We start from the raw sequence: 24,930 nt of genomic DNA, 5'->3' as shown, positions 1-24,930 counted from the left end.
CGGCGGGAAGGATGCTCGCTGAGCTGGTCCTGGAGTAAGTCATGGTCACGGCGCCCAGCTGTCGGGGCCGAGGACGCGGGCGAGGAGCTGCCCGTCGCGGGGTGTGCCGTCCCGGACGGTGCCCGCCACGTCCGGCGGTGGGACCGGCACCGGGCTTTGCAGCCCGGCGAGCCGCCACCCGCCGTCGGTCCAGCGCATCGTCAGGTCGTGGACCATCCACATGCCGGCCGGGCCGCCGTCACCGACACCGGTCTGCCCGTCGGTGCCGGGCCCGAACAGGGCCACCATCAGTGTCTGCACCCGCACGGTCCCGTCTACCGGAACCGCTGCTGCGGTGTCGTCGGCCCGTTCGGCCCACACCCGCACCGTGGTGCTCTGCCGGATTCCGCCGGTCTGATCTCGCGGCATCGCCGGCAGCAGCTGCCCGAGGTCGTCGTCGGTGACGCCCGGGTACAGCTTCCGGATCAGCGCGGTCGCATCCTGCCGGGGCAGCGCACCCGCGGCGGACAGTGCCGTCTCGAACCTGGCGGCGGCGTCGCCGGCGCCGCGCGGCGTCGCCGGGAACCCGACCGGCACCCCGTCTGCCACCCGGATCCCGTCCGCCGGGATCGCCGCGGACGGCGTGCCGGCTGGTGCCTGCGTCGTGGCGGTAGGGCTCAGCCAGGCGTGCAGGAACGCTCCCGCCACCAGCGCGGTCACCACCGTGGCGAGGGTCCGCGGCCATGCGGAGCGCTGCACGTGGGCAGGCTTGAACCCGGTCACTACTTGACCGCCGATGCCTGGATCAACCACGCGATCATCGACGCGCCGCAGCCGACGATGATCGCGATCAGGCCGGCCTTCCACATCATGCTTTTCCCGCGATCGGACACGACGTGCGCGCCGAAGATCGGGCCAACGCCGAAGGCGATGCCGCCGCTCACGAGGCCACACACGGCCGCGACGATCCCGAGGTACAGGGTCGCGTTGGTCAGCGTGTAGAAGATGTCGGTGTTCGGCACCGCACCCGGGTCCGGCTTGACCCGGGACCAGTCGAACCCGCCGGCGCCGCCTGTCCCGCCAGGGGTCGGCGTCGGTGTCGGCGGCGGATAGCGAAGTGTCCACAGTGGAGCACCGGTGGTCATTGCCGTTGCGATCCACGCCCCCGCGTAGGACAACATCGACATCAACTCCTTCACATCAAGGGGTGGTGGGCAGCCCGCTGGTACCGCTCGCGGCGGTGGCAGCGGCGAGGTGTTGGCGGCGCACGATCGGTGCGAGGCAGGCGGCGGCGAGGTCGACCAGGGCGCGGCGGGTGATCCGCCGGCAGCGGCGAACGTCGACGGGTTCGGGGCGGGCCAGGTGGGCGTCCCACGGCACCGGGACCAGCGTGGCGACCTGGTCGGCGGCCTGGTGGCAGGCGGCGTGGACGTCCCGCGACGGCTTCGGCACGCCAGCGACGACGGCCAGGACGGTCCGGTCAGCGACCACGCCGAGACCACCGGCACGCAGCTGGGACAGCAGGTGCAGGGCGTGGCGGACACCGTCGACGCTGGCCCGTGCCACCAGCAGCGGGCTCGGCACGATGCTCAGGTATTGCCAGACACCACGGACGTCCGCGACCGGCAGTTCGGCGAGGACGGCGCTGGTGTGCGGGCCGAGCGCGCTGATCACCTGGATCGTCTCGGTGAAGACCGGCGGGCGGCGCGCGGCGGTGCGCTGCGGTTCAGCGGTCAGCGCGTACAGGCCGGACGGCCCGCGTCGCGTCGACGGCACCACGCCGGCGAACCCCGCGGAGAGCGTCCCGCTCTGCTGTGCCTGCAACGCGTCCCACAGCGTGCCGTCGCCAGGTCCGGTTCGCTCGGTGAGTCCGCTCCACGACCGGCCGCTGGCGTCGACCGCCAGCACCGGGCCCGGCGCGGCGAGCGCCAGGACGCCGCCGAGCGCGGCGATGAGCGTGGAACGTCCGACGCCGCCGTCTGCTGACGTGGCGCCGATCAGGCAGTTGCCGAGCGGCAGCGTCGCCGCGTCCAGCCACAGCCGTTCAGCGGTCGCACCGCCGCCGAACTCGTGCGGCACCGTCACGGTCACCGCACGCGCGCCGCCTGCCGCCTCCTGCGGCAACGGCAGCTCGGGCGCTGTGGCCGGGCCGGGACCAGGTGCGGAGCCGGCAGCGGGCTGCCGGCGGAGGACCGGCGGCACCGGCGGTTGCGCTGCTGCCGTCCGGACCGGCTGCGGTCCTGACCTGCTCCTGCGGCGCTGGCTCGATGCCACGTGACGCGCTCCGTTCTCGGGCTCGGGTTGGACAGGGCTGCGGGGAGGTGCGGGCCGCGACGCACGGGGGTTGTGGATCGCCGCGGCGCGCACGTTCCAGACCGCGACCGGCCTGCCGGTCGCGGAGCACAGGGAGTTGCTTGCTGGCCCGCGCGGGACGCCGGGGAGGGCAGGGCCCGCGCGGGCCGGATCACCGCCGTCCGATGTGGACGGAAGGCTGCGGCAACCGGTCGGGCCCCGGTGGCCCGGCACAACGAAGTCGCCATGCCCGGAAACGGCCGCCATCCCCCGTAGCAGCCGAAGTCGGCCGCCGCGACGCGGACGATCCCGCAGCGATCACGTCATCGACACTGCCGCCCGCAGCGCCCGAGCGGAACGTGTCACCGCGTGGCCGCACGTGTGGCCTTCCACATCGCCGCAGGTCAAGGCCTGTCCTGCAGGCGATCTGAAGGCGTCGCCTGACGGGACCTGGCCCATGTCCGTGACCGGGCACGGCGCGCCCGCCGCCGACGGAGATGCCGACGTGCCCGTGGACGGGCGACGAGGGCCCGACTCCAACAGGACGGCAAGTGACAGAGCCCGCCCGCCCGAGATTCTGCGAACGCTGCATCGATGCGGCCGACCCAACACATGTCGGCGCTCCCCACGTTCCGGGGGTTTGCGGCACGGCCGTCGGAGCCGATTCGGTGGCAGTGCCGGGCGCATACTGACCTTCCGGAGTCAGGGTCAGGGTGGTTTCAGGCCGCTGGTGGCGAGGAAGCCGTGGGTGAGGCGGGGCGGTACTGCCTGCTTTGAGCCTGTTCTTGGCGGTGCGGAGCAGGTCGTGGATGGTGCCGGCGAGGATTCTTGACGTGGGTAGCAACGCCGAAGTCGATGGATCGTTAGGCTTGTGATCCCTGGGCGCTATGCACCCCCTCCGCTGCCCGCCGACCACTGTGAGACGTCGTGACTCAACTTCCCGAGATCAACTGGCGGACGCTGCGCGGCAAGGCGCCGACGGGGTCGCGTCCAGACGGGTTCGAGGAACTCGTCAACCAGCTGATGATCTACGGCGGCCTCGTTGAATGGCCAGCTGGGACGACGTTCACCACGTTCGGCAATCCCGATGGCGGTCGCGAGGGACGGGGGCGGCTGTTGCCCAGCGGCGACGTGTGGGTATGGCAGGCGAAGTACCTGTTCAAGTTCGACGACAGCGAGCTCAATCAGATCGACAAGTCCGTACAGCGGGTCCTGACGACCGAGCCGCACCTGAGGCGCTACTTCATCGTGCTGCCGTGCAACCTGCCTGCCGGGGACACGGAGAAGCCAAAGAAGATCAAGAGTGCGTCGACGCGTTGGGCCGAGCATGTCGCCAAGTGGGAAGCTGACGCTGCAGCGCTTGGCCGTACGGTGACGTTCGAGCTCATCGGTGAAACGGCGCTGAACAACTGCCTGGTCCAACCGTCGCAGGTGGGTCGGCTTCGGTACTGGTTCGACTTGGACTCATTTTCGGACGAACGGTTCCGTGCGATCGCGGCGCGAGCGGAGGCCGACGCGGGCCCACGCTATACACCCGAGCTGAACGTCGCGCTGCCGATCGCTGCCGTATTCGACGGCCTTGGCCGGACGATGGCATTTGAACTGGAGATCCGGGCCGCCCTGGCTGCGGTGCGGAAGGCCAGGGGCACGTACGGCCTGTCCGTGCCGGAGGGCAACGAGGAGTTCTTCGCGCCGGTGATCGCGGCGCTCGAAGAGCGGCTGAACGTGCTGGACCAGGCGGTGGTCGGCGCGATAGCGCAGGCGAGGGGTCTCGCAGGCGTATTGCCCGATCTCATGCCGTCCGTGGAAGCAGCCCACGCTTTGCTCCGTGAGGTCGCTGAGCTCCTGCGTGCGCATTGCTTGCAGGACGGGCAGGTGTATGTCGGCGACGCAGGCAGCCTGCACCATCAGACACAGAGCCTCAGGTCAGCGATCGCTACCCTGACCGAGCTGTGTGATGGCCGGTCATGGCGGAGCTTCGGACAGAACGCCATCGTGGTGACGGGGACCGGCGGTGCCGGAAAGACGCACCTGCTGTGTGACCTCGCGAAGGCCCGCACCGCGTGTGATCTTCCGACGATCATTGCCCTCGGCGAGCAGTTCGAACAGGGGCCGATCGAGTCCGACCTTGCCAGGATCATCGGATTCAGCGGTCCGCCAGAGCAGCTGCTGGCGACCTTCGACGCTGCGTGCCAGAACGCCGGTGAGATCGGCCTCGTTGTTATCGACGGGCTGAACGAGTCGGTTGACCGAGGGCTGTGGAACAAGTACCTGAACAGCTTCCTGAACGGGATCGCGACGTACAGCCACGTCCGGCTGGTGCTCTCGTGCCGTACGGAGTTTCTGCCCGACACGCTCTCAGCTGATTTGCGCGGGCGACTCGGAGAGTACCGGCACACCGGGTTCGACGAGGTCTCACGCGACGCGATCCGTCAGTTTCTCGACTGGTACAACATTGAACGACCGTCGTTCCCGATGCTGGACCCCGAGTTCACGAACCCGTTGTTCCTCAAACTACTCTGCATCACACTACAAACACGCGGCGAGCATCACTTCCCGCGAACCGGGGTCGGTACTTCGTGGATCTACAACAGCCTGCTCGGGGCCATCGACCAACGGCTGTCGGAGCCGCAGCGCTGTGACTACGACCCCAGCAGCGGGTTGGTCTACCAGGCGGTCGAGCAGATCGCGGCGGCTATGCTCGCGAACGGTCGGCGGCTACTCCGAGCCGATGTCGAGAAGCTCACCCAGTCGCTGCTTCCGACTGACAGGTGGAGCCGCAGCCTTCTGAATGGCCTGTTGAAGGAAGCGGTCCTTTCCGAACTGCTGGTGAACGGCAGCAGCTACATCAGGTTCGGCTACGAACGTCTGGGCGACATTTCGCTTGCCAAACTTGTAGCAGCCGAGAGCGTCGAAGCGATGACCGTCCGCGTCACCGCCTGGGCGGAGCATTGGTACCGCAACGCGGGTGTGCTGCAAGCCCTGGCATCCGTCCTCCCGGAGACACACGGCGTCGAACTGATCGACCTCCTCGCGATCCCCACGACGGAGTATCACCCGAGCGCCCATACCGACTTCCTGCTGAGCATCGCGTGGCGCAGGCCCGGTGCCATCACCAGCCGAACCGAGGAACTCCTTCTCTCGCTGCGGACCAACATCGACTTCTTCGAGGCCGCCAACAACACCTTGCTTCAGGTTGCCACCGTCCCGGACCACCCGTTGAACGCCGAGTGGCTTCACCAGCAACTCGACAACATGACGCTGCCCGAGCGTGACGCCACCTGGTCGCACTTCTGCGACTGGCAGGACGACGTCGCCGGCCACCTGCCGAGTCTCATTAACTGGGCCTGGTCGGAGGCCAGCGCATCCGCCAACGACGAGACCCGCCAGCTGACCGCACTCACCCTTGCGTGGACGCTGGGGTCCACCTACCGGCCCGTTCGGGACAACGCGTCGAAAGCCCTCATTGCTGTGCTGGAGCCTGCTCCGCACCTGTACCGGCCGATCCTGCAGCGATTCACCAGCTGCGACGACGACGCGATCAAAGAGCGCCTCCTCGCCGTCGGCTACGCCATCGCTCAACGCACGCTCAACCCTGCCGTCGCCGTCGCCGTCGGCACCGCGGTTCATGAGTTCACCCTCGGACGCAACTACTGGCCGCAGAACTACCTCAGCCGCGACTACGCCCGTCGCGCCATCGACGCCGCACTCGACCGCGGCTGGGCAACAGCGCCGGACGACCTCGCCGCCCAGATCCAGCCGCCCCACACAACAGAGTGGGTGGAACCAAACCGGACTAACCTCGGTCTTTCGTTACCAGTCGATCATGGCGACTGAGGCCGGTTTGTTGATCTTTGTTCGGGTCGCGGGTCGTGCGGGCGTGCCGAGGTCCCGGCGCGTTGGCCGGTTTCCTCCGTGCGGTGTCGACGCGATCGGGTGTGGGTGTCAGCCGGTCGGGCGTGGTAGCTCGTTGAGGCGGGTGAACGCGGTGGTCAGATCTGTTGCCCAGGGCCAGGTCTCGGCGATGCGGAGTCGGGTTCGGCGGGCGGTGCGGGTGAGGCGTGCGGCGACGTGCAGGAGCCGGTAGCGCAGCTTCTTGGGTTCGGCGGTGGCGAGTTCACCGTCCAGGAGCAGCATCTGGGTCCATGCGATCAGGTCGATGCCGGTGAGGGCGAGTTCCAGCCACGCGGCGTTGATCGCGAAGACCCGGGACGGGAACCGGCCGAAGCCGGTGTCCTTGCCGGTGCGGATGCGGTCCTCGACCCGGGCGTGGGCGCGGTGGCGGGCTTCCAGGTACTGGATCGAGCCGCCGGTGGGGTCGCCGGGTGGGGTGTCGGTGGCTGTCACCTGGTGGCGCATGCCCTCGATGGTGTCGAACAGCGACAGTTGGGCGCCGGGGTGCGGCCGTTCCCGGCGGACGATGAACCGGGTCCCGGCCGGGTAGCCGTCGTCAGGGACCAGACCGGTCAGTTCGCAGACCTCCGCGCCGTCGCGGGGTTCGCCGTCGCTGTCCAGTGCCGGTACCCATTGCAGGTGCTGTTTGGCGGTCAGGATCGCCTGACGGATCGGTTCGGTGATCGCGACGCCGACGGAGAACCGGGCGTCCAGGCCGCGCTCGCGCAGGCCGCGGATGTGGGCGAGGAGGCCGTGAGTGCAGCCGGCGGAGTCCGACCGGATCAGGATCGGTGTGCCGTGCCGCAGCTGGTCGGGGATCTGTGCCAGGGCTTCGTCCAGGACGGTGACGTGGTCGGCGGTGGTGTTCGACCCGGCCCGACCTTCGCGCAGCATCCCGGACAGCGCCTCACGGGTGTTGTCCAGGAAGCAGAACAACGGATGGTAGCCAAACGTCCGTTTCCACGTCGGGGTCGCCGCTTCCTTCTCCGAGTGGCACAGCACGATGGACGCGTCCAGATCCAGGACCAGACCAGGGACCGTCCGACCCGCCGCCGACGCCTCGGGCAGACCGCCGCGGGTCTCGATCCGTTGCGCCCACGCCAGTTCCCGAGCCTGGGCACGGGCGTCGCGGAGCCGGCCGAGGACCGTATCGTCCATGTCGGACAGCAGCCGCCACGCGGTCGGGTCCGACGCCACCGGCCCGAACAGGTCCGCCTGATCCCGCAGCACCGCCAGATCCGAGATCGCCTCACCGCCGTCGGCGAGCATCACCGCCAGATCCACCGCGACCCGGCCCGGGTCATGCACACCGCGCCGCTGCCGCAACCCGGCCAAGGCATCACCACACGCCGCGGTCAAGCCGGTCACCTCAGCAACGTCGGCGAGGAGCCGTGCGCCGGCGTGACCGACCACGCCACGCCCGTCAGCACTCACGATGATCTTCGGACGCGATCCGGTAGCCTTCACTCGGCAGGTGCCTTCCATGGCGGACGATCAGGGCCTTCGACAAGCCAGATCATCCCAGATGGCAGGCACCTTCCTCATTTCCGATCATGAACCACGGGCAGGCTTGCTGAAAGACCCGGGCTAACGGCATGTGCACCCGCTTCCGGCGGGTGCGCCGAGTGTGCGTGTCGGGGTCCCCCCTTCGACACACATCATCTACACCATCGATCGCCGATGATGTCACCTCGGCGACCACTGTTTCTGGGCCAGGTTGGTAGGTCAGCCGCAGGCCGATGCGGGCGTAAACCTCTGCGCGGTCGCGTGGGTCGGCGTCGCGCAACAGTCCGAGAAGACCGCCGAGCCCTTCGACGATCGTGCTGATCTGGTCGTCGGTCATCCGTTCGGGTGTGGTCCGCTGTGCGCCGATCATCGCCTGGGTGGCTGCGCGGAGTGCGGTGGTTTCCTTGATCCAGCTGGCGATGAGGGCGGGGTCTCCCCCGGCGTCGAGGGCCGCTCGATAGTTTTTGAGTTTCGTGTCGCATTCTGTGAGGGTCTGTCGGAGCGTTGCTGCCCGTTCGTTGAGGTCGTCCAGGGCGTTGACGGCACGGTGTTGGGCGTCGGCGAGCTTGCGCAGCGTGCCGGGCAGGCGCGTGGTGCCGAGTTCCTGGTGCAGGAATCGGTCGATCGGGCCGGCAATCGAATCTTCACGGAGATAGAGGCAGGGCGGGTGACTGATCTTGTGCTGGCGGACGAAGTCGCGTGACGCCGCGCACCGGTAGTACAGCCGGCCGTGGTTGAAACTGCCCTCCATCCGGCGTCCGCACAGCCCGCACGTGAGCAGACCGCGGAACAGATATGGTCGGCTGCTGCGTCGGGGTGTGTTGCCGGATTCGCCGCGCACGCCGCGGGTGGTCAGTTTCCGCTGGACGTTGTCGAACGTCTCGGCGGAGATCAGCGGGATGTGTACGACGGCGGTTGACCACACCCAGTCTTCCGGGCTGTTCCAGCGGTGTTTGGCTTCGTGGCCCAGCGCGACGTCCTCGACGTCGATGAGGACCTCGTCGGTGCGCTGCTTGTTCCAGACCTGCCGGCCGGTGTACCGCGGGTTGGTGACGATCACCCGGACCGCGGAGGTCTCCCAAACCTCGGTGTGGCGGTGCGGGTTGCGTTCCCGGTCGTACATCGATGGGCAGGCGATGCCGTCGCGGGTCAACCCGCGGGCGATCGAGGTCATGCCCCGCCCGGCCTGGTACTCGGCGAAGATCCGCTGCACGATCGGAGCGGTCACCGGGTCCGGTTCCAGCTTGTGCAGGCGCCGCCCGTCGGCCGCCTTGGCCGGGTTGGGGTGCGGGCCGGCGTCGGCGATGCGGTAGCCGTACGGTGGGCGCCCGCCGAGGAACCGGCTTTCCAGTTCGGTCTGCGCTCGCATGGCGGCCTTCACCCGGATCTTGACACGGTTCCGTTCGCCTTTGCTCATCCCGCCGTACAGCGACATGACAAGGTCGTGGGCGTCGCTGCCGGGATCGATGGCCCCGCCGATCTCGGGCACCCACAGGCCGACGCCGTAGTGGATGAAGATCGGGAAGGTCATGCTGAACTGGCTGCCGTAGAACGCCCGCTGCGGCTCACCGATCACCACCGCTTCGAACCCACGCAGCGGATCCCGGATCGCGTCGAGCAGCCGTTGCGCGTCGGGTCGACGTTTCCAGGGCAACGACCGGGACAGCCCGACGTCGAAGAACTCCTCGACGACCCGGCCACCGGCCGGTTCGATCAGACTCCGGGCTCTGGACAGTTGCCAGAACTTCGAGGCTTGCGGATCCTGCTGATCTTCCGTGGAAACGCGTCCATAGAAACCGAATCTCATCCGCTTCCCTTTCTCCTGGTGGACTTCTCGACGATGCGCCACAGGGCGTCAGCCGCCGCGTCGCTCAACCCGGTGCTGTCGAGACGTGCGATGACCTCGCCGTCCTCGACCGGGAAACGGGTGGTCGTGGCCTCCTCCGACGGAACTGCGGGAGGGTACTTTGACTCGCTGTCGCGGGACAACGGCTCGACCCGGACCCCAGGGCGATTGCGTAGTCCGGTGACAGCCTCTTGAGCTGGGGGTCTACGCGGTGCGCGGCCACTGCGAGGGCGGTAGAGACGGGTGAGATCACATAGGTGATCATGAAGTTCTCTACGCTGCACAACACCCCGAGGACCTCACCCGCCGATGGCATCATCGCTCATCTCCGCACTCGCCGTCACCGCGCCCACCCCCACCACCCAGACTGTGCCGGTCACCGATGGTGAACGCGGTGGTCTCCTGCACGCCCTCGCCGCGGTTCCGGACCCGCGTGACCCACGCGGTGTGCGGTACCCGCTGACCGCACTGCTGGCGGTCGCTGTGTGCGCGGTGCTGGGCGGGGCGTCGTCGTTCGCCGCGATCACCGACTGGCTGCACGACCTGGACGAACAGGCCAAGGCCAGGCTCGGGTTCACCCGCGGCAGCCCGGTCGGCACGACGGTGTGGCGGCTCCTGACCCGCCTGGACGCCGAACTGCTGTCCACGGCCCTGGCCGCCTGGCTGCGCACCCGGACCCGACCTGCCCCCGCCACGCCACGCAGGTACCGCACGGTCGTCGCCGTGGACGGTAAGACCCTCCGCGGCGCCCGGCGTCCGGGCGGCGGCCAGATGCACCTGCTGTCCGCACTGGACACCAGCACTGGCGTCGTCCTGGCCCAGGTCACCGTGGACGCCAAATCCAACGAGATCCCGGCGTTCGCACCACTGCTGGACGCCGTCACAGCCGTGCTCGGCGACCTGACCGGAGTGCTGTTCGTCGCCGACGCCCTGCACACCCAAACCAGCCACGCCCGCGAGATCAACACCCGCGGCGCACACCTACTGGTCCAGGTCAAAGCCAACCAGCCGACCCTGCACAACCAGCTCAAACGCCTGCCCTGGGCACAGATACCGGTCGGGAACCGCACCCGCGACACCGGCCACGGCCGCCGTGAGACCCGCACCGTCAAAGCCGTCACGCTGCACACCCCCGGCGGCATCAGCTTTCCCTACGCTCAGCAGGCCATCCGGATCACCAGAACCCGCACCACCAACGGAAAAACCAGCCGCGAAACCGCCTACCTGACCATCAGCCTGGCCGCTGGCCACGCCCAGCCCCGCGACCTGCAGGACTGGATCCGCCGCCACTGGCACATCGAAAACCGCGTCCACCACGTGCGCGACGTGACGTTCCGTGAAGACCTCCACCAAGCCCGGACCGGTACCGGACCCGCCGTCATCGCCACCCTGCGCAACACCGCAATCGGCTACCACCGAACCAACGACGCACCCAACATCGCCCGAGCCACCAGACACGCCAACCGCCGATCACACGACCTCATCAACGCCGTGACCAGCAGCTACCCGACTACGCAATGACCCTGACCCGGACCCTGAGAGGTTCAGGAACGGGCCGCCCTGAAGCGCGGCGAGCGTACTTTGACTCGCCGTCCGGTGGCACGGCATCTGCGTCGCGACCTTCGGCGACTTCCGGTGAGTCGCCGGCCCGACGGCGGGCGGGGGTGGCGCGTCGCGTCGCGCCACCCCCTGTCCGGGCCGGGTCGCCGTTAGTCATGGCGACTTTGGTCGGCGGTAAAGACCAGCAGATCGATGTGGTATGTCGGGCCGTCCGGGATGTTCTGGTCGTTGCTGCGGGCGGCGTCGGCCTCGGCGCGGGTCGCGTAGTAGAGGAACTGGTCGCCGGTGCCGGGTCCGTTGACGGCGACGATCTGCAGGACGTGGGTCAGGCCGGCGGCCTGGGCCGCGGGCAGCAGTTGGGCGAGGTGCTCGGCGTAGACGGTGCCAGGCTGGCCCGGTTCCGCGGAGCTGACCGCGGCGATCGCGCAGGTGTCGGCGTTCATGATGAGTCGGCAGGCGGTGAACAGGTCCGCGACGCTGGCCGCGGTTCGGGTGGGGTTCTGTCGGGGCCAGCGCACGATGACGAGGCTGACCGGGTCGGTGATGGTGTCGAGGTCGGGGAGTTCGCCGGGCCGGGCGATGGCCAGGTACGAGCGGGATGCGGCGGTGGTCGCGTCGCGCAGGTGCCGGTCGGCGTCGAAGTCGACGACGGTCTCGCCCTGGCGGGTGTAGGTCAGGACGAGTCGCCGCGCGAGTCGCGACGCGAATCCGGCGCCGGCGTCGGTCGCCGGCTGGTCGCCGTCGCGGTCGTCGAGACGCCATACGGTGATCGGGACGACCACGACGGGCTCGGTGACGTCGGCCGGGACGGTGAACGGGTCGTGCGGATCGGTGGGCGAATCGTGGGAGTTCTGGTCCGAGGACCGGTGGTCGTTACCAGTCATGTGGCGGTGGCTCCCGCGCCGACTGGCCGTGTTCGCACCTACCAAATGCCCGGTAACGACCCTCCGCGTCGTGACCGCGGCCGGTCGCTGACCCAACAGCACCCAACAGCGGCAGGCCGCATCCCCCGGTGAACTGGCCCAATGGCCCTCAGCGATGCGCCCAACAGCTGCCGGCCGGGGCTGTTGGGTGGACAACAGCGCCGGGCACCGCCGCCGTTACGGCAACGTCCCGCGGCTGTGGGCCTTGCCTGTTGGGTGCCCGGGACGGACGTGCCGCGGCGCGGGCAATGCCCATCGCGTGGGAGCGGTGCACGAGCGGCTGCCACGGGTCGCTGCTGGGCAAGTCGCCGGGCATGACGCCCGTCGTAGGCGGCACAGCCAGCCGGCTCGGACCCCGAATCATCGAGATGAGGTGCTGCGGTCGATGACCGTCGCGGTGTACGACGCCGGTAGATCAGCGATCACCCAACACCGGACAACAGTGATCTGACCTGCCCTGTTGTCCGCCCCCGCTCACGCGGGGGCGGTTTTCTGCTTTCAGGGGTGTTGGATGCGTCAGGCCGTTGACCTGCGCCAACAGCCGCCACCGCGAGATTCGGCGGGACGTCGCTGTTGGGCTGACGTGCGCGGATGGGGTTCTCGCGCCGCATTCGGCGGCGCCAGCAACCCGCGAGGTACCGCATGTCTTCGTCTGTCTGGCCATCGTCTCCGCTGGCCGCCGCTTCCCGTGCCTTTGACCTGTTGACCTGCGCCCCGGCGCCCCTCGCCTTCGACGGCCGCGCGTTCGAGGGCCTGCCGGAGCGGATGATGCCGCTCGACGAACTCCGCAAGCTCCTGCTGGCCAAGTCCACGAGCGTCGCCGTGCGCGACGCGGTGTGGCGGGAGCTGGTCATCCGCGCCCGCCGCGACGGACCCGCGTGGGTCGTCGCCGCGGTGGGGATGGCCATGCCGGGCCTACGCCGCACCGGCGGCCTGCTCGCCTCCGGATGGCACGGTGACACCGCAGACCTGGACGCCGAACTGATCGTCGGGTTTGTCGAGCGGCTGCGCACCGTCGACATCGACGTGCCCCGCGTCTGCGGCCGGCTCATCGACGCCGGTCTGCGCTCGGCCCGCAAGGTCCGCGAGGCGTACTCCGACACCGAACTGATCAAGGTCGACTCCGCCGGGTCGCGGCTGCCGATGCTGCCGTTCGACCACCCGGACCTGGTTCTGGCCCGCGCGGTCGCCGTCGCGGTCATCGACCCCGAGGAAGCGAACCTGATCGGTGCGACCCGGCTCGGGCACGCCACCCTCGCCCAGGCCGCCGCAGAACTGGGCATCGACCCGGCCCTCGCCGGGTCGTGGCGTCGGCGGGCCGAGAGGCGCCTCGCCGACGCGATCCACGCCGGCGAACTGGACTTCGTGACGATCCAGCCGCGGCGCAAGCGCGGCCGTTCGGCGCCTGTTGGGTCGCTGTTGGGTCCCCGAAACGGCGACGGCGTCGTGTTGGGCACCCAACAGCAGCCCTTGGTGGGCAAGACATCGGTCCGGTCCCGGGCCGCTGTCGGCGCCCCGGGATCGAGGGTCAGGCCGGCCTAGTGGCCGTGTTCGCACTCGATCACCCAAGGCCCGGAAGGAGCTAGCTCCCACGGCCTTCCCCCGATTCCGGTGGCGCACCTCATCCCTTTGATTCGCCCCGGTTTCGGGGCGGGAGGTGCCCACCATGAACCGCCGCAACCTCTACCGCATCCTCGCCACGGCCGCAGCCGTCCTCACGATCCTCACCACAGGGACACCGGCCTCCGCGGCCGACCCGACGATCCTGGCAGCGAACACCTTGCCGGTGATCATCGGCAACATCACGACGTGGATCATCGGCCTGCTGGTCGGTGTCGCCACCCTCTTCCTGACCATCGGCGGCCTGCGCCGCCTAGCCGCGGGTGGTGACCCGACCGAGATCGAGAAGTCGAACTCGGCGTTCAAGAACGCACTCACGGGCTACGCCCTCGCGGTCCTCGCCCCCATTCTGCTCGCCGTCGTGCAGGGCTGGATCGGGGGCTGACATGGGGGACTGGCTGGCCGACAAGGTCATCAACCGGGTCCTGAACTGGTTCGCCGAGATGATCCTGGCGACGCTGAACAACCTGTGGGACCTGTTGTCGGCCACGGCCTTCCAGTCCCCGAACGTCACCACCCTGCCCCAGGTCACCACGTTCGCCGGCACGTCGTTGGGCATCGTCAATGCCTGCTACGTGCTGGCGTTCCTGGCCGTGGCCATCATGGTCATGGGCCGGGACACCATCCAATCGAAATACGGCCCGTCCGAACTCATCCCCCGGCTGGTCATCGGGCTGATCGCGGCGAACTTCGCCCTCCCGATCTGCTCGACGATCATCGACCTCGCCAACGCGTTCACCGCGGCGTTGACGAGCCAGAGCATCACCTCACCCGGGTCGATGCAGCTGCTGCGCAGCACCACCACATCGGCGCTGAGCACCCAGACCGGCGTCAGCCCGTCAGGGTTCCTGCTACTGCTCATCGCCCTGCTGATCGCGGTCCTCGCCGCACTCCTGATGATCCAATGGATCATGCGGTGTGCGCTCCTCATCGTCCTGGCGGGGGTCGCGCCGATCGCCCTCGCCCTGCACGCCACACCGCAGACCGAGGGCGCGGCGAAGCTGTGGTGGCGGGCGATGATCGGCACCACCGGCACGGTCGTGATCCAGGCCGTGGCCCTGCACACCACGCTCACGATATTCCTGTCACCGGACGCGAACCTCCCGGTCCTCGGCCTGGTCATCCTGCCTGACAGCGGCGCGACGATAAACCTGTTGATCGTCGCCTGCCTGCTCTTCGCGATTCTCAAGGTCCCGGGTCTGATGCGGCGTTACGTCACGCAGACGAAGCCGGGGATCACTGGGCAGATCTTCAAGCTGGTCGTCATCCAGCAGGTCACCCGCGGCCTGTCCAAGGGCTTCGGCGGCGGGCGCACCGCCCGCGCCGCTTCCACCGCTAGGCCGGCCGCCAAGGTCGGCTGGCCCACCAAGTAGGAGCTGGGTTTCCCATGCGCAACAACGAACCTGACAGCACACCCAGAGCCCGAATTCCGGCCGACGTCGACACCCCGGACAAGATCGTCTACGGGTTGACGGCCAGGCAGCTGGCGGTCCTCGCGGTCGCCGGGGTCATCGGCTACGGCGTCTTCAAAGCCGTCGGGCATCTGCTGCCGGCGCCCGTGCTGATCGCCGTCCTCACCCCCGTGGCGGGAGCGGCGATCGTGCTGGCGCTCGGCCGCCGCGACGGCCTGTCCATGGACATGTGGCTCCTCGCGGCGATCCGGCACACCCGCCGCCCCCGGCATCTCGCGCCGGCGGCGGGCGGCAAGACGATCCCGGCGCCCGGCTGGGCGCCGGAGGTGCCCGCAGCCACGCCACCGGCGGTGCTGCGGCTACCGGCGAAGGCGATCGCCGAGTCCGGCATCATCGACGCCGGTTCCCACGCCGTCGCGCTCGTCGCGTGCACAACGGTCAACATCAACCTGCGTACCGGCGACGAGCAGGCGGCGCTGCTCGGCGCGTACGGGCGGTGGCTCAACTCCCTCAACGGCCCAGTCCAGGTGGTCATCTCCGCCCAGCGGGTCGACCTGTCCAGCCACGCCCAACGCATCGCCGACGGCGCCGAGACCATCGGCAACCAGGCCCTCGCCGAGGCGGCCCGCGACTACGCCGGTTTCCTCGACGACCTCGCCGCCCGGCGGGATCCGTTGTGGCGCACCGTCACCATCGCCGTCACCGCCGCCGGTGAGAAGGGCCGCGACACCGAAGTGTCGCGACGGGCCGAGCACGCGGCGTCGGCGCTGTCGTCGCTGGGGATCCAGACCGCCGTCCTGGACGGCGGCCGGGTCACCAGCGTCCTGACCACCGCCGTCGACCCCTACACCCCGACCGATGCCAGCTGGCCCCGGTCGCGTCCGGACGCCGTCATCACGAGAGGCACATCATGAACCTGCTGTCCAGAAAGCGAAACGTGAACGTCGACACCGCGAACCCGGCCGATACGGCCGGGCTCGCGGCCGTTCTGGGCCCTGCCGGGGTCCGCGACACCCCCCGATACCTGCAGGTCGGTGACGGGTACGCCGCGACGCTGATCGTCACCGGGTTCCCCGCCGAAGTCGGCCCAGCCTGGCTGGATCCGCTGCTGGCCTGGCCGGGACGCCTCGACGTGGTCATCTACATCGACCCCATGACCCCGCAGGCTGCGGCAGCGCGGCTGCGCCGCCAGCGGGCCCGGTTCGAGTCCAACCGCCGCGCCGACGCCGACAAGGGCCGCCTCGCTGACCCGATGACCGAGGCCGCCGCCGACGACGCGGCCGAGATGGCCGACCGGATCGCCCGCGGCCACTCCCGCATGTTCAGAGTCGGCCTGTACTGCACGGTCCACGCACCGTCGGTCGAGGAACTCGAAGAGGCGGTCGCGCACGTACGGGCCACCGCCGCGTCCGTGTTGCTGGACACCCAACCGGCGACGTTCCGGCAACTGCAGGGCTGGACCAGCACGTTGCCCCTCGCCACCGACAGCCTCGGGATGCGCCGGGTCATGGACACCGACGCCATCGCCTCCGCGTTCCCCCTCGCCAGCTCGGACCTGCCGGCGCCGCTGCCGGGCGAGGCCGGCGACACCGGCGGCATGCTCTACGGCCTCAACCCCGACTCCAATGGGATCGTCTGGTGGGACCGCTGGTCCCAGCACAACCACAACAGCGTCGTCCTCGCCAGAAGCGGTGCCGGGAAGTCGTACTTCATCAAGCTCGAAGTCATCCGGTCCCTCGCCGACGGCGTCCACGTCGCCTGCATCGACCCGGAGGACGAGTACATCCGCCTCGCCGACGCCGTCGGCGGGATCACCATCCAACTCGGCGTCGCCGGGGTCCGGCTCAACCCCCTGGACATCCCGGCCGGTGACCGCCGCGACGACGCCCTCACGAGGCGGGCCTTGTTCGTCCACACCCTGGTCGCGGTGCTGATGGGACAGCAGCCGCCGCCGAGTGAACGGGCGGCCCTGGACAAGGCGATCATCGCCGCGTACGCCGCCGTCGGGATCTCCAACGACCCGGCGACGTGGCGGCGCCGGCCGCCGCTGCTCCGCGACGTCGGCGCCGCCCTCGAAGCGCTCGGCACCGACGCCGGCGACACCCTCGCGGCCAGGCTCACCCCGTGGACGACCGGGTCGTTCCGGGACCTGTTCGACGGGCCGACCACCACCGTGCCGGCCGGGCAGCTGGTCGTGTGGTCCACCCGGCAGCTCGCCGATGAGCTGCGCGCCCCCGGCATGCTCCTGGCCCTGGACGCGATCTGGCGCGAAGTCGACGCCCCCGCTATCCGGGCCGCCAACCCACCGCGGCGCCTGGTCATCGTCGACGAGGCATGGACCCTGCTCCGCGACGGCGAAGGCGCCAAGTTCCTGTTCCGCCTGTCCAAGGCCGCGCGGAAACGGCGGGCCGGGGTCTCGGTCATCACCCAGGACGCCGCTGACCTGCTCGGCTCCGACCTCGGCCAGGCCGTCATCTCCAACGCCGCGACCCAGATCCTGATGCGGCAGTCCCCGCAGGCCATCGACGCCGTCGCCGACGCGTTCGGCCTGACCTCCGGCGAAGCCCGGGTCCTGCTCGCCGCCAGAAGGGGCGAGGGCGTCCTGCTGTCCGGCACCCACCGGGTGTCCTTCCAGGCCGTCGCCTCCAAAAAGGAACACCGCCTCTGCGTAGGTGAACTCGACCTCACCGACGACGAATAAGGGAGCCCACATGTCACCCCAGCACGCGCCCGCGTCTCCACCTGCACCGTCGCCTGTCCAGCCCGGCGGGCTGCCGCCGCTGTCGCAGCACCTCCTCGACGCCGTCACCGATACGGTCGCCTGGTGCGTCGCCCGGCCGTGCCTCGCCGCGATCCTGGTCGTGCTGCTCATCGCCGCCCTGCTCGGCCGGGCGGTCCTCGCCGGCCGCCGGACCACGGCGATGAACGCACACGGGCAGCTGATCACGATCACGCCGCCGCCGGAGGTCGACCCGGCCGGCGCCGCGGTCTTCTGGGCCACCCTCGCCGAGATCACCACCCCCGGCCGGCGCCGCCGCTGGCGCGACGGCCGGTCCCACATCGCCGTGGAATACCGGTGGGCCGGACGGCAGCTCACCATCGCGGTCTGGGTGCCCGGCACCCTGCAGATCGGGCCGATCCAGGCCGCGATCCGCGGCGCCTGGCCCGGCGCGTCCTGCACCGCCGACGACGCCACCACGCCGCTGCCGGCCGGTGGCGTCGCCGTCGGCGGGGCCCTCGCCCCGACCCTGCCGGCCTGGTACCCCCTGGAAACCGACCACGACAACGACCCGATGCGGACCCTCATCGCCGCCGCGAGCGGGCTGCACAACGCCGAAGCCGCGTGCGTGCAGATCCTGGCCCGCCCGGCCAGCACCCGGCAGCTGCGCCGACTGCGCCATGGTGTCGCCGCGCTGCGCACCGGCCACCGCCCCACCAACCTGCTCGACCCGGCCAGCTGGCTGTGGATGGGCCTCAACCTGATGTCGGAACTGCTCGGCCCGACCCGGCGGCCGGCCGCCCGGCCGACCACCGCGGCCACAAACCCGGCGCTGCTGCGGGCCGACCCGCAGCGCGACCGCGACGGCAAAGGCGCCGTCGACAAGCTCGCTGGCCCGCAGTGGGAAGTCGCCATCCGGTACGCCGTCGCCCACGCCAACCCGCGCAACGGCGACACCGACACGCTCATGCCACGCCTCGTCACCCTCACGCACGGTCTCGCGTCCGCGTTCGGGGCGTGGGCCGGCCGCAACCGGCTGCGCCGGCTCACACTGCCCCACCCGCAGGCGGTCCTCGCGTTGCGGCCGCTCCGACGCGGGTTCCTGCTCAACACCGGCGAACTGGCCAGCATCGCCGCGCTCCCGCACGACATTGCCGTCCCCGGCCTGACCCGGGCGCGGGCCAAACCGATGCCGGCCCCGGTCGAGGTGCCGACCGGCGGACGCGGGACGAAGGTCATCGGCAAGGCCGACGTCGGCGGCCACTCGGTGGCCATGGCCATCGCCGACGCCCGCCAGCACACCCACATCCTCGGCAGCACCGGCTCCGGCAAGTCCACCCTGGAACTCAACATGATCATGGATGACATCCGCGCCGGCCGCGGCACGATCGTCATCGACCCGAAAGGCGACCTGGTCACCGACGTCCTCGACCGGATCCCGGCGAACCTGGCCCACAAGGTCGCCATCATCGACCCGGACCAGAACCCGGGCGCGACCCTCAACCCCCTCGCCGGCGACGACCACGACCTGGTCGTGGACAACATCGTGTCGATCTTCTCCAAAATCTTCACCAAGCACTGGGGACCACGGATCGACGACGTGCTGCGGGTGTCGTGCCTGACCCTGCTGCGCAGGGCCAACGCCACGTTGACGCTCGTGCCGCCGCTGCTCAACGACAAGCAGTTTCGGCACGTGTTCACGTCCGACCTCGACGACCCTGAGGGGCTACGAGGGTTCTGGGAGTGGTTCGAGTCAACGCCACCACCACTCCGTGCTCAGGTGATCGGCCCGGTGCTCGCGAGGCTCCGGGCTTTTTTGTTGCGCGACTTCGTCCGTCGCACCCTCGGCACCCCGCAGTCCAGCATCGACATGACCAAGATCCTCGACGGCGGGATCCTCCTGGTCCGGCTGCCGAAAGGTCAGATCGGTGAGGAGACCGCCCGGTTGATGGGTTCGTTCGTGGTCGCCTCGGCGTGGCAGGCGGCCACTGCCCGCGCCCGGCTGCCCGAGGCGAAGCGCCGCGACGCGACGATGTACATCGACGAAGCCCACAACTTCCTGAACCTGCCGGGGTCGGTCGGGGACATGTTGGCCGAGGCCCGGGGCTACCACTTCTCGATGGTCCTCGCCCATCAGAACCTCAGCCAGATGCCACGCGAGACGCAGATGGCGCTGTCCGCCAACGCCCGCAACAAGATTTTCTTCAGCTGCGCACCGGAGGACGCGCATCAGCTCGGCCGGCACACCATGCCCGAACTCGACGAACACGACCTGAGCCACATGGACGCGTTCCGGGCGGCGGCCCGCCTCGTCGTCAACGGGCGGGAGACACCGGCGTTCACGCTGCACACCAACCCGCCACGGCCGGTCGTAGGTGAAGCCCTCGCGGTCCGTCAGGCCGCGGCGGACGCGGTCTCGACCGCACCCAACAAGCCGGCGGCGATCGCCACCCTCGCCGGCGTCGGCCCGAAGCCGGCCGAGCCCGACGAGCCGGAGGAGGCCGACGGCGCGGCCGAGCCCGACAGCGCAGACGAATAGCAGAGGCCCGACGTCGACGGCGCCTGGGTCCGCATCCACGACGCCGGCGACTTCCACTCCGACTTTCCGGCCGCCTGGCTACGCATCTGCCGGGCCCGGCCCGCCGTCACCGCCACGACGCTGCCGCAGCCACCTGTTGGGGCGATCCGGCTCGGCCTCGCCCCGGTCGTGGCCCCGGCCTGGCCTCGGCGCAGCCGTGGTCACCGTACTGCCGGCCCCAGGCCGGCCCACTCACCCAACACCGCAGCTAGGAGCCCTCATGCCTGCATCCGCCGACGCCCGACAGTTCCCTGTAGGGGACCTCTCGGTGGGGAATACTGCTTCCCCAGCTTCATACGGCAGTCCGCCTTCAATCCATCCATCAACTCCCTCTTTCCTGTCTCCCGCCTCCTCGCCTTCTTCGTCCTCCCTTTCTTCTCCTATGTCGTCTCCCTCCGTTCCTTCGCCTCCGCCTGCATCCTCACCGTCAACCGTTCCTTCGTCCTCGCCCACTGCTCCGCCGTCGTCCTCTGCTCACTCCTCTTCCTCCTCGGCCCTTCTCGACATCTCCACCCGTCTTCGTCCTCGCGACTACACCATCGCCCACCTTCTCGATCAACACATCGTGCTCACCACCACCCAGCTCTCCCTCGTCTTCTTCGACAGTCCGACGACCTGCCAACACCGGCTGCACGCGCTTCGCCGGCTCCGCTTCATCGACCGGTTCGTCCGGAACCGACCCGGCGCACCTCGCCCGCTCTGCTGGGTTTCTGGACCGCTGTCCGCCCGCTATGTCGCGCTCTCCGGCGACAACACCCCGCCGACGCTCAAGGCACTGCGGGAACGCCAGGACCGGATCTTCTCCAGCCCCAGGCTGGATCACCTGCTCGGCATCAACGAGTTCTTCATCCAACTGCTCGTGCACGCCCGGCACAACCCGCAGACCCGGCTGGCCCGGTGGTGGTCCGAACGCGACACCAGCGCCGCCTACGGGCGACGAGTCCAGCCCGACGGGCACGGAGTGTGGGTCGACGGCGGACGCAGCGTCGGGTTCTTCCTGGAGTACGACACCGGGACCGAGCCACTCGGAAAGTTGATCGGCAAGATCGCCTCCCACCGCCGGCTGCGCAACGACGGCGGCCCCTCCTACCCGGTCCTGTTCGTCCTGCCCTCCCGGGCACGGGAACAGAACCTGCACCGCCGATTCGCCGAAGGCATGGACGGAGGGGTCGTCGTGGCGACCACCAGCCCGGACAGCGGCACCGATCCCGCCGGCGCCGTATGGCGCCTGGTCGGCAACGGCAGGCACCGGCTGACACTCGCGGACCTGAACAGCTCCCATGGACAGACCGGCCCGATCAATCCAGGGACGCCGACACCCGCCCAGGACCCGCTGCTGGTCCTGGGCGACCGGTAGCACCACCCAACCCACGACCCTGCCCTGTTGGGTGGCGACCCAACAGGGCAGGGGTCGCCACCCAACAGACCGGCCGTGTGCGGGCCACCTGCGCGGCCGTTCACCCAACAGCGCAGGTCAGGGCCGTCGCGGCCCGCGATCCGCCGAGCCCTGTACGCCCCGGCCCTGGTACCGCTCCAACCATCCACCGGCCGTGCCCGTGGCTGTGCGTCGCCGGGATGCTCGCCGGGTTCACCGTCGACGTCACCGACGCCACGTGGCCCGCCTGGTACTTCGTCGTAGACATCGTGCCCGCCATCGGTGACGTGACCTGCTCGGCATCGAAGCCGACGGCCTGCGTATCGAACGCCGCCTGCCCACCCGCAGCCGCGGTTGAGCACCCGGCGAACCCGATGAGCCCAACCCGCCTGGACGTCAGCTGCTGAACCACTGGACCGGTGCTGGCGCACGCACCGCCGGTCGACCAGTCGCGCCGCCCAACACCCGGTTCGGTAAACCAACAGGGCAGACCCGCACCCAACAGGCGGCCACCAACCCGGTCTTCTTCACCGCCGATTCACCCAACAGCCCAGCTCAGCGCCGGTTTCGGTCGGCAGCGCGGTTCGGGTCTGCTGTTGGGTGGCGGGCTTACGGTGAAGGCTCATTCATTGAAACCCCCCAGCTCCACCCACCATCGGGCTCCTCGCCCACGACCGCGGTAGCAACCGCCCACCCGCTTCGGCCGGTCGGCCTGCCACCTCCCGTCGGCGCCACGCCCAACCCGCACCACCCGCGCTTTCCACTGCGCCCCTCCGGTCTACCGGAGCTGCTCCACCCCGCGACACGTGTCGCATCTCCGTCTTTCAGCCCCCTCGTGCTGAGGCGATCCCACACACCCGCGCACCCCTTCACCGAAGGTGACCTTCACCATGCCCGAGACGTCCCGGACCATCGTGTGCCTGCCTCAGGCCACCCCCATCGACACCCTCGAAGCCACCGCCGCCGCGCTCCTGCCCGGCATCTCCTCACCGACTGCGGTGAACCACTTCCGCACCACCCGCCGACTCTTCACCGGCAAACTCCTCAACGCTTCCAAGCACACCGCCGCCGGCGGGCCGCTCGGACTGCTCGACCTCGACGCCATGGCCGCTGCTGGCCGCCTCTCCTACTACCATCGCTACACCGTCTGGCACCGCGTCGTCGCTCAGACGAAGCCCGCCCAGCCGTTCTGGACCTTCTACGACCGTCACGCGGCCGACAAGAAGAAGTACACCCTCACCCAAGCCCAACAGGGCTACCTCGCTCAGCCCCGCATCGCCGCGATGCGTACCTACAACCTCCTGCCCAACCGGGTCATGGATCTGTCCACCAACCACCTGGAGGCCTTCCAAGCCGGGTGCGACACCTACACCCACGTCGGTGGGCTCACGGCCGTACCGGCCAACGCCCTGCTCACCGTCACCGGTAACCACTTCAAACCCACCACCGGCCGGCTGTCGGACCTGCTCACCTACCTCGACCAAGCCCACACCTACCTGCGGACCCTCACCGCCAAACATCAACTCGTTGCCCTCACCGGCAACTGACCCTTCCTCCACGAAAGGCGAACCGGGACCCCCGGTTCGCCTTTCGGCGTCTTCACACCCTTCAACCCCTCAGTGCCAAGGAGCTGCCTGCTCATGTCCACCTTCCGCGACCTCCTCGACCTCATCCCACGACCCGGCCACCGCACCCGACCCCTCACGTACGCCATCTGCGTCCTACTCCTGATGCTGGTGATGATCGCCCTCATCGACCCGTACAGCACGTACGGCACCGTGATCATGGTCGTGCTGGCGATCAGCCAGGTGCTGTTCATCCACGTCAACGCTGCCCGGCGTGACCGCGAACGCGACGCCCGAGAACATGCCCTGCTGGCCGAACTGGCCGAGGCCAACACCGACGGCGTCACCGGCCTGCGCACCCGCCGGTTCATCTACCGGCACCTCGACGCGACCCCCACCGACACCGCGGTCACCGTCGCGTTCTGCGACGCCGACGGTCTCAAGGCCATCAACACCCGGCTCAGCCACGCCGCCGGCGACGGCTACCTCGCCGCCCTGGCCGAACGGCTCGCCCACGCCCTGCTACCCGACGATCTCCTCGTCCGGCTCGGCGGTGACGAGTTCGCCATCGCGACCTCCCAACCACCCCACCAGCTCGCCGCCGCCCTCGCCCGAGCGCTGCAGCACGAAACGGCGCTCATCGCCGGCGAGGCAATGCCGGTCCTGGCGAGCGTCGGCATATTCCCGACCACCGGCGGCGACGCCCACACCGCGCTCGGCTGTGCGGAGGCCGCCATGCGCACCGCGAAACAGCGCCGCAGCTGCATCGAGCACTACGACCCGTGCCGCGACGGGATCCCGCTGCCCCGCGGCGTGCGGCCCGCCGCGCGGCCCCGCGACCAGCAGCCGCAGCCGGCCGACGAGTAGCCACCCTGAACCATCACCGATCCCCAAGGAAGGGACAGCACATCGTGAGCACCATCATCCGCAGCATCGACCGCGGTGTCCGCACCATCGACACCAGCCAGGTCACCATCACCGAACTCGTCTGGGCCGACGGCGGGCGCTCGTTCGAGGCGCACCTGGCCGACGGCACCGACCTCACCGAGGACGGCTGCTTCGACGAGTACCCCACCGACGAGCAGCTGCGCGAGCTGCTCCACCACCGCCCCGGCTGCTGGACCTGCCCCGGCTGCCGCCGCCACATCGACGACACCCAGGCCGACCTGATCGTCGACCACGTCCGCGACTGCGACCTCGTCGACGGCGCCGGCCACTCGATCACACCCACGACCTATGGAGGCCATTCATGAACAGCCCTTCCCACCTGACCACCCTCGACGGTGACGTCCACGTCGTCGACTACTTCGACGTGTATCGCTGTGAGCCGGAAGCGACCTATCCGATCCCGGCGGTCCGCGACGGCGATCCCGTGCTGGAGATCCGGATCGTCGCCGCGGGCGGAGGCAAGATCGGCGCCGTGTATCCGGACAACGGCTGGATCTACGGCGTCTGGCTCGACGGTGCCCTGGTGTGTTCCGGCGCCGACCTGCGCTCCGGCGGCATCGCCCACACCCACCGGCAGATGGCGGCCATCCTCGCCGACTACCTCACCGACGACGCCCCGGCGCTACTGCGTGGACAGGGCGACCGGCTCAGTCAGTGGTCCGACGACGAGCGCCGCGGCACGGAAGGCGGCAGTGATGTCTGACGACCCGGAT

The 24,930-nt window shown here is 69.6% G+C and carries 20 protein-coding genes and 1 pseudogene; 15 read left to right on the top strand and 6 right to left on the bottom strand.

The features are described from left to right. Positions 1 to 45 precede the first annotated feature (45 nt). Genes ACQEVZ_RS55660 through ACQEVZ_RS55650 form a run of 3 tightly spaced genes read right to left on the bottom strand, consistent with a single transcriptional unit; the run spans position 46 to position 2,070 of the window. A complete protein-coding gene (locus ACQEVZ_RS55660; protein WP_433384098.1) occupies positions 46 to 738 on the bottom strand; it encodes a hypothetical protein in 693 nt (230 codons plus the stop codon). A gap of 23 nt (positions 739 to 761) precedes the next feature. Beyond that, the gene (locus ACQEVZ_RS55655; RefSeq protein WP_433384096.1) at positions 762 to 1,178 is read right to left on the bottom strand and encodes a hypothetical protein; all 417 of its coding nucleotides are present in this window, start codon (positions 1,176 to 1,178) and stop codon (positions 762 to 764) included. A 1-nt stretch (position 1,179) separates the two neighbouring features. Next, on the bottom strand, positions 1,180 to 2,070 hold the full coding sequence (locus tag ACQEVZ_RS55650; RefSeq protein ID WP_433384094.1) for a hypothetical protein: 891 nt from the start codon (positions 2,068 to 2,070) through the stop codon (positions 1,180 to 1,182). 1,128 nt (positions 2,071 to 3,198) lie between these two features. Here ACQEVZ_RS55650 and ACQEVZ_RS55645 point away from each other — a divergent pair. Beyond that, entirely contained in the window at positions 3,199 to 6,108 is a 2,910-nt protein-coding gene (locus ACQEVZ_RS55645) for an NACHT domain-containing protein (protein WP_433384092.1), read from the top strand. A 108-nt stretch (positions 6,109 to 6,216) separates the two neighbouring features. Here the strand turns inward: ACQEVZ_RS55645 and ACQEVZ_RS55640 are convergent, their stop codons facing one another. Further along, positions 6,217 to 7,650: an IS1380 family transposase gene (locus ACQEVZ_RS55640; protein WP_433384090.1), complete on the bottom strand. Its 1,434-nt coding sequence runs from the start codon at positions 7,648 to 7,650 to the stop codon at positions 6,217 to 6,219. Positions 7,651 to 7,681: 31 nt separating this feature from the next. Next, positions 7,682 to 9,478, bottom strand: a complete 1,797-nt coding sequence (locus tag ACQEVZ_RS55635; RefSeq protein WP_433384088.1) for a recombinase family protein — start codon at positions 9,476 to 9,478, stop codon at positions 7,682 to 7,684. 348 nt (positions 9,479 to 9,826) lie between these two features. On the opposite strand from ACQEVZ_RS55635, the gene ACQEVZ_RS55630 reads away from it, so the two are divergent. After that, entirely contained in the window at positions 9,827 to 11,038 is a 1,212-nt protein-coding gene (locus tag ACQEVZ_RS55630; protein ID WP_433384086.1) for an ISAs1 family transposase, read from the top strand. 188 nt (positions 11,039 to 11,226) lie between these two features. Here ACQEVZ_RS55630 and ACQEVZ_RS55625 read toward each other — a convergent pair whose 3' ends face one another. Beyond that, complete coding sequence (locus tag ACQEVZ_RS55625) at positions 11,227 to 11,961, bottom strand: hypothetical protein (protein WP_433384084.1); 735 nt, start codon at positions 11,959 to 11,961, stop codon at positions 11,227 to 11,229. A gap of 741 nt (positions 11,962 to 12,702) precedes the next feature. On the opposite strand from ACQEVZ_RS55625, the gene ACQEVZ_RS55620 reads away from it, so the two are divergent. From ACQEVZ_RS55620 to ACQEVZ_RS55560, 13 genes and pseudogenes are all read left to right on the top strand, one after another. Beyond that, positions 12,703 to 13,542: a hypothetical protein gene (locus ACQEVZ_RS55620; protein WP_433384082.1), complete on the top strand. Its 840-nt coding sequence runs from the start codon at positions 12,703 to 12,705 to the stop codon at positions 13,540 to 13,542. Between the two features lie 124 nt (positions 13,543 to 13,666). Beyond that, positions 13,667 to 14,005: a pilin gene (locus ACQEVZ_RS55615; protein ID WP_433384080.1), complete on the top strand. Its 339-nt coding sequence runs from the start codon at positions 13,667 to 13,669 to the stop codon at positions 14,003 to 14,005. Between the two features lies 1 nt (position 14,006). Beyond that, the gene (locus ACQEVZ_RS55610) at positions 14,007 to 14,993 is read left to right on the top strand and encodes a conjugal transfer protein TrbL family protein (protein WP_433384078.1); all 987 of its coding nucleotides are present in this window, start codon (positions 14,007 to 14,009) and stop codon (positions 14,991 to 14,993) included. Between the two features lie 14 nt (positions 14,994 to 15,007). Then, positions 15,008 to 15,946, top strand: coding sequence for a PrgI family protein (locus ACQEVZ_RS55605; RefSeq protein WP_433384076.1), 939 nt, complete (start codon positions 15,008 to 15,010; stop codon positions 15,944 to 15,946). Next, entirely contained in the window at positions 15,943 to 17,733 is a 1,791-nt protein-coding gene (locus ACQEVZ_RS55600) for a VirB4 family type IV secretion system protein (RefSeq protein WP_433384074.1), read from the top strand. The genes ACQEVZ_RS55605 and ACQEVZ_RS55600 overlap by 4 nt, the downstream gene beginning before the upstream one ends. A 10-nt stretch (positions 17,734 to 17,743) precedes the next feature. After that, entirely contained in the window at positions 17,744 to 20,290 is a 2,547-nt protein-coding gene (locus ACQEVZ_RS55595) for a type IV secretion system DNA-binding domain-containing protein (protein ID WP_433384072.1), read from the top strand. Positions 20,291 to 20,308: 18 nt separating this feature from the next. Beyond that, a pseudogene (locus tag ACQEVZ_RS55590) lies at positions 20,309 to 20,401 on the top strand (GP88 family protein); the annotation flags it as partial. Between the two features lie 148 nt (positions 20,402 to 20,549). Then, entirely contained in the window at positions 20,550 to 21,686 is a 1,137-nt protein-coding gene (locus tag ACQEVZ_RS55585; protein WP_433384070.1) for a replication-relaxation family protein, read from the top strand. A 218-nt stretch (positions 21,687 to 21,904) separates the two neighbouring features. Then, on the top strand, positions 21,905 to 22,111 hold the full coding sequence (locus ACQEVZ_RS55580) for a hypothetical protein (RefSeq protein WP_433384068.1): 207 nt from the start codon (positions 21,905 to 21,907) through the stop codon (positions 22,109 to 22,111). Between the two features lie 483 nt (positions 22,112 to 22,594). Next, entirely contained in the window at positions 22,595 to 23,251 is a 657-nt protein-coding gene (locus ACQEVZ_RS55575; RefSeq protein ID WP_433384066.1) for a hypothetical protein, read from the top strand. A gap of 93 nt (positions 23,252 to 23,344) precedes the next feature. Then, entirely contained in the window at positions 23,345 to 24,136 is a 792-nt protein-coding gene (locus ACQEVZ_RS55570) for a GGDEF domain-containing protein (RefSeq protein WP_433384064.1), read from the top strand. A gap of 44 nt (positions 24,137 to 24,180) precedes the next feature. Continuing rightward, positions 24,181 to 24,522 (top strand): hypothetical protein, encoded by a 342-nt coding sequence (locus ACQEVZ_RS55565; RefSeq protein WP_433384062.1) that lies wholly within the window; start codon positions 24,181 to 24,183, stop codon positions 24,520 to 24,522. Then, positions 24,519 to 24,920, top strand: a complete 402-nt coding sequence (locus tag ACQEVZ_RS55560) for a hypothetical protein (RefSeq protein ID WP_433384060.1) — start codon at positions 24,519 to 24,521, stop codon at positions 24,918 to 24,920. Before ACQEVZ_RS55565 ends, ACQEVZ_RS55560 begins: the two co-directional genes overlap by 4 nt. Positions 24,921 to 24,930: the final 10 nt, after the last annotated feature.

This window comes from Dactylosporangium sp. CA-152071, assembly GCF_050936335.1.
Lineage (GTDB): Bacteria > Actinomycetota > Actinomycetes > Mycobacteriales > Micromonosporaceae > Dactylosporangium > Dactylosporangium maewongense.
This window is presented reverse-complemented; position numbering and strand designations above follow the sequence as displayed.

Coding starts and splice junctions, on each gene's coding strand:
- ACQEVZ_RS55640 (WP_433384090.1), bottom strand. CDS start 7,650: ATGGAAGGCACCTGCCGAGTGAAGGCTACCGGATCGCGTCCGAAGATC.
- ACQEVZ_RS55635 (WP_433384088.1), bottom strand. CDS start 9,478: ATGAGATTCGGTTTCTATGGACGCGTTTCCACGGAAGATCAGCAGGAT.
- ACQEVZ_RS55630 (WP_433384086.1), top strand. CDS start 9,827: ATGGCATCATCGCTCATCTCCGCACTCGCCGTCACCGCGCCCACCCCC.
- ACQEVZ_RS55625 (WP_433384084.1), bottom strand. CDS start 11,961: ATGACTGGTAACGACCACCGGTCCTCGGACCAGAACTCCCACGATTCG.
- ACQEVZ_RS55615 (WP_433384080.1), top strand. CDS start 13,667: ATGAACCGCCGCAACCTCTACCGCATCCTCGCCACGGCCGCAGCCGTC.
- ACQEVZ_RS55610 (WP_433384078.1), top strand. CDS start 14,007: ATGGGGGACTGGCTGGCCGACAAGGTCATCAACCGGGTCCTGAACTGG.
- ACQEVZ_RS55605 (WP_433384076.1), top strand. CDS start 15,008: ATGCGCAACAACGAACCTGACAGCACACCCAGAGCCCGAATTCCGGCC.
- ACQEVZ_RS55600 (WP_433384074.1), top strand. CDS start 15,943: ATGAACCTGCTGTCCAGAAAGCGAAACGTGAACGTCGACACCGCGAAC.
- ACQEVZ_RS55595 (WP_433384072.1), top strand. CDS start 17,744: ATGTCACCCCAGCACGCGCCCGCGTCTCCACCTGCACCGTCGCCTGTC.
- ACQEVZ_RS55585 (WP_433384070.1), top strand. CDS start 20,550: ATGCCTGCATCCGCCGACGCCCGACAGTTCCCTGTAGGGGACCTCTCG.
- ACQEVZ_RS55580 (WP_433384068.1), top strand. CDS start 21,905: ATGCTCGCCGGGTTCACCGTCGACGTCACCGACGCCACGTGGCCCGCC.
- ACQEVZ_RS55575 (WP_433384066.1), top strand. CDS start 22,595: ATGCCCGAGACGTCCCGGACCATCGTGTGCCTGCCTCAGGCCACCCCC.
- ACQEVZ_RS55570 (WP_433384064.1), top strand. CDS start 23,345: ATGTCCACCTTCCGCGACCTCCTCGACCTCATCCCACGACCCGGCCAC.
- ACQEVZ_RS55560 (WP_433384060.1), top strand. CDS start 24,519: ATGAACAGCCCTTCCCACCTGACCACCCTCGACGGTGACGTCCACGTC.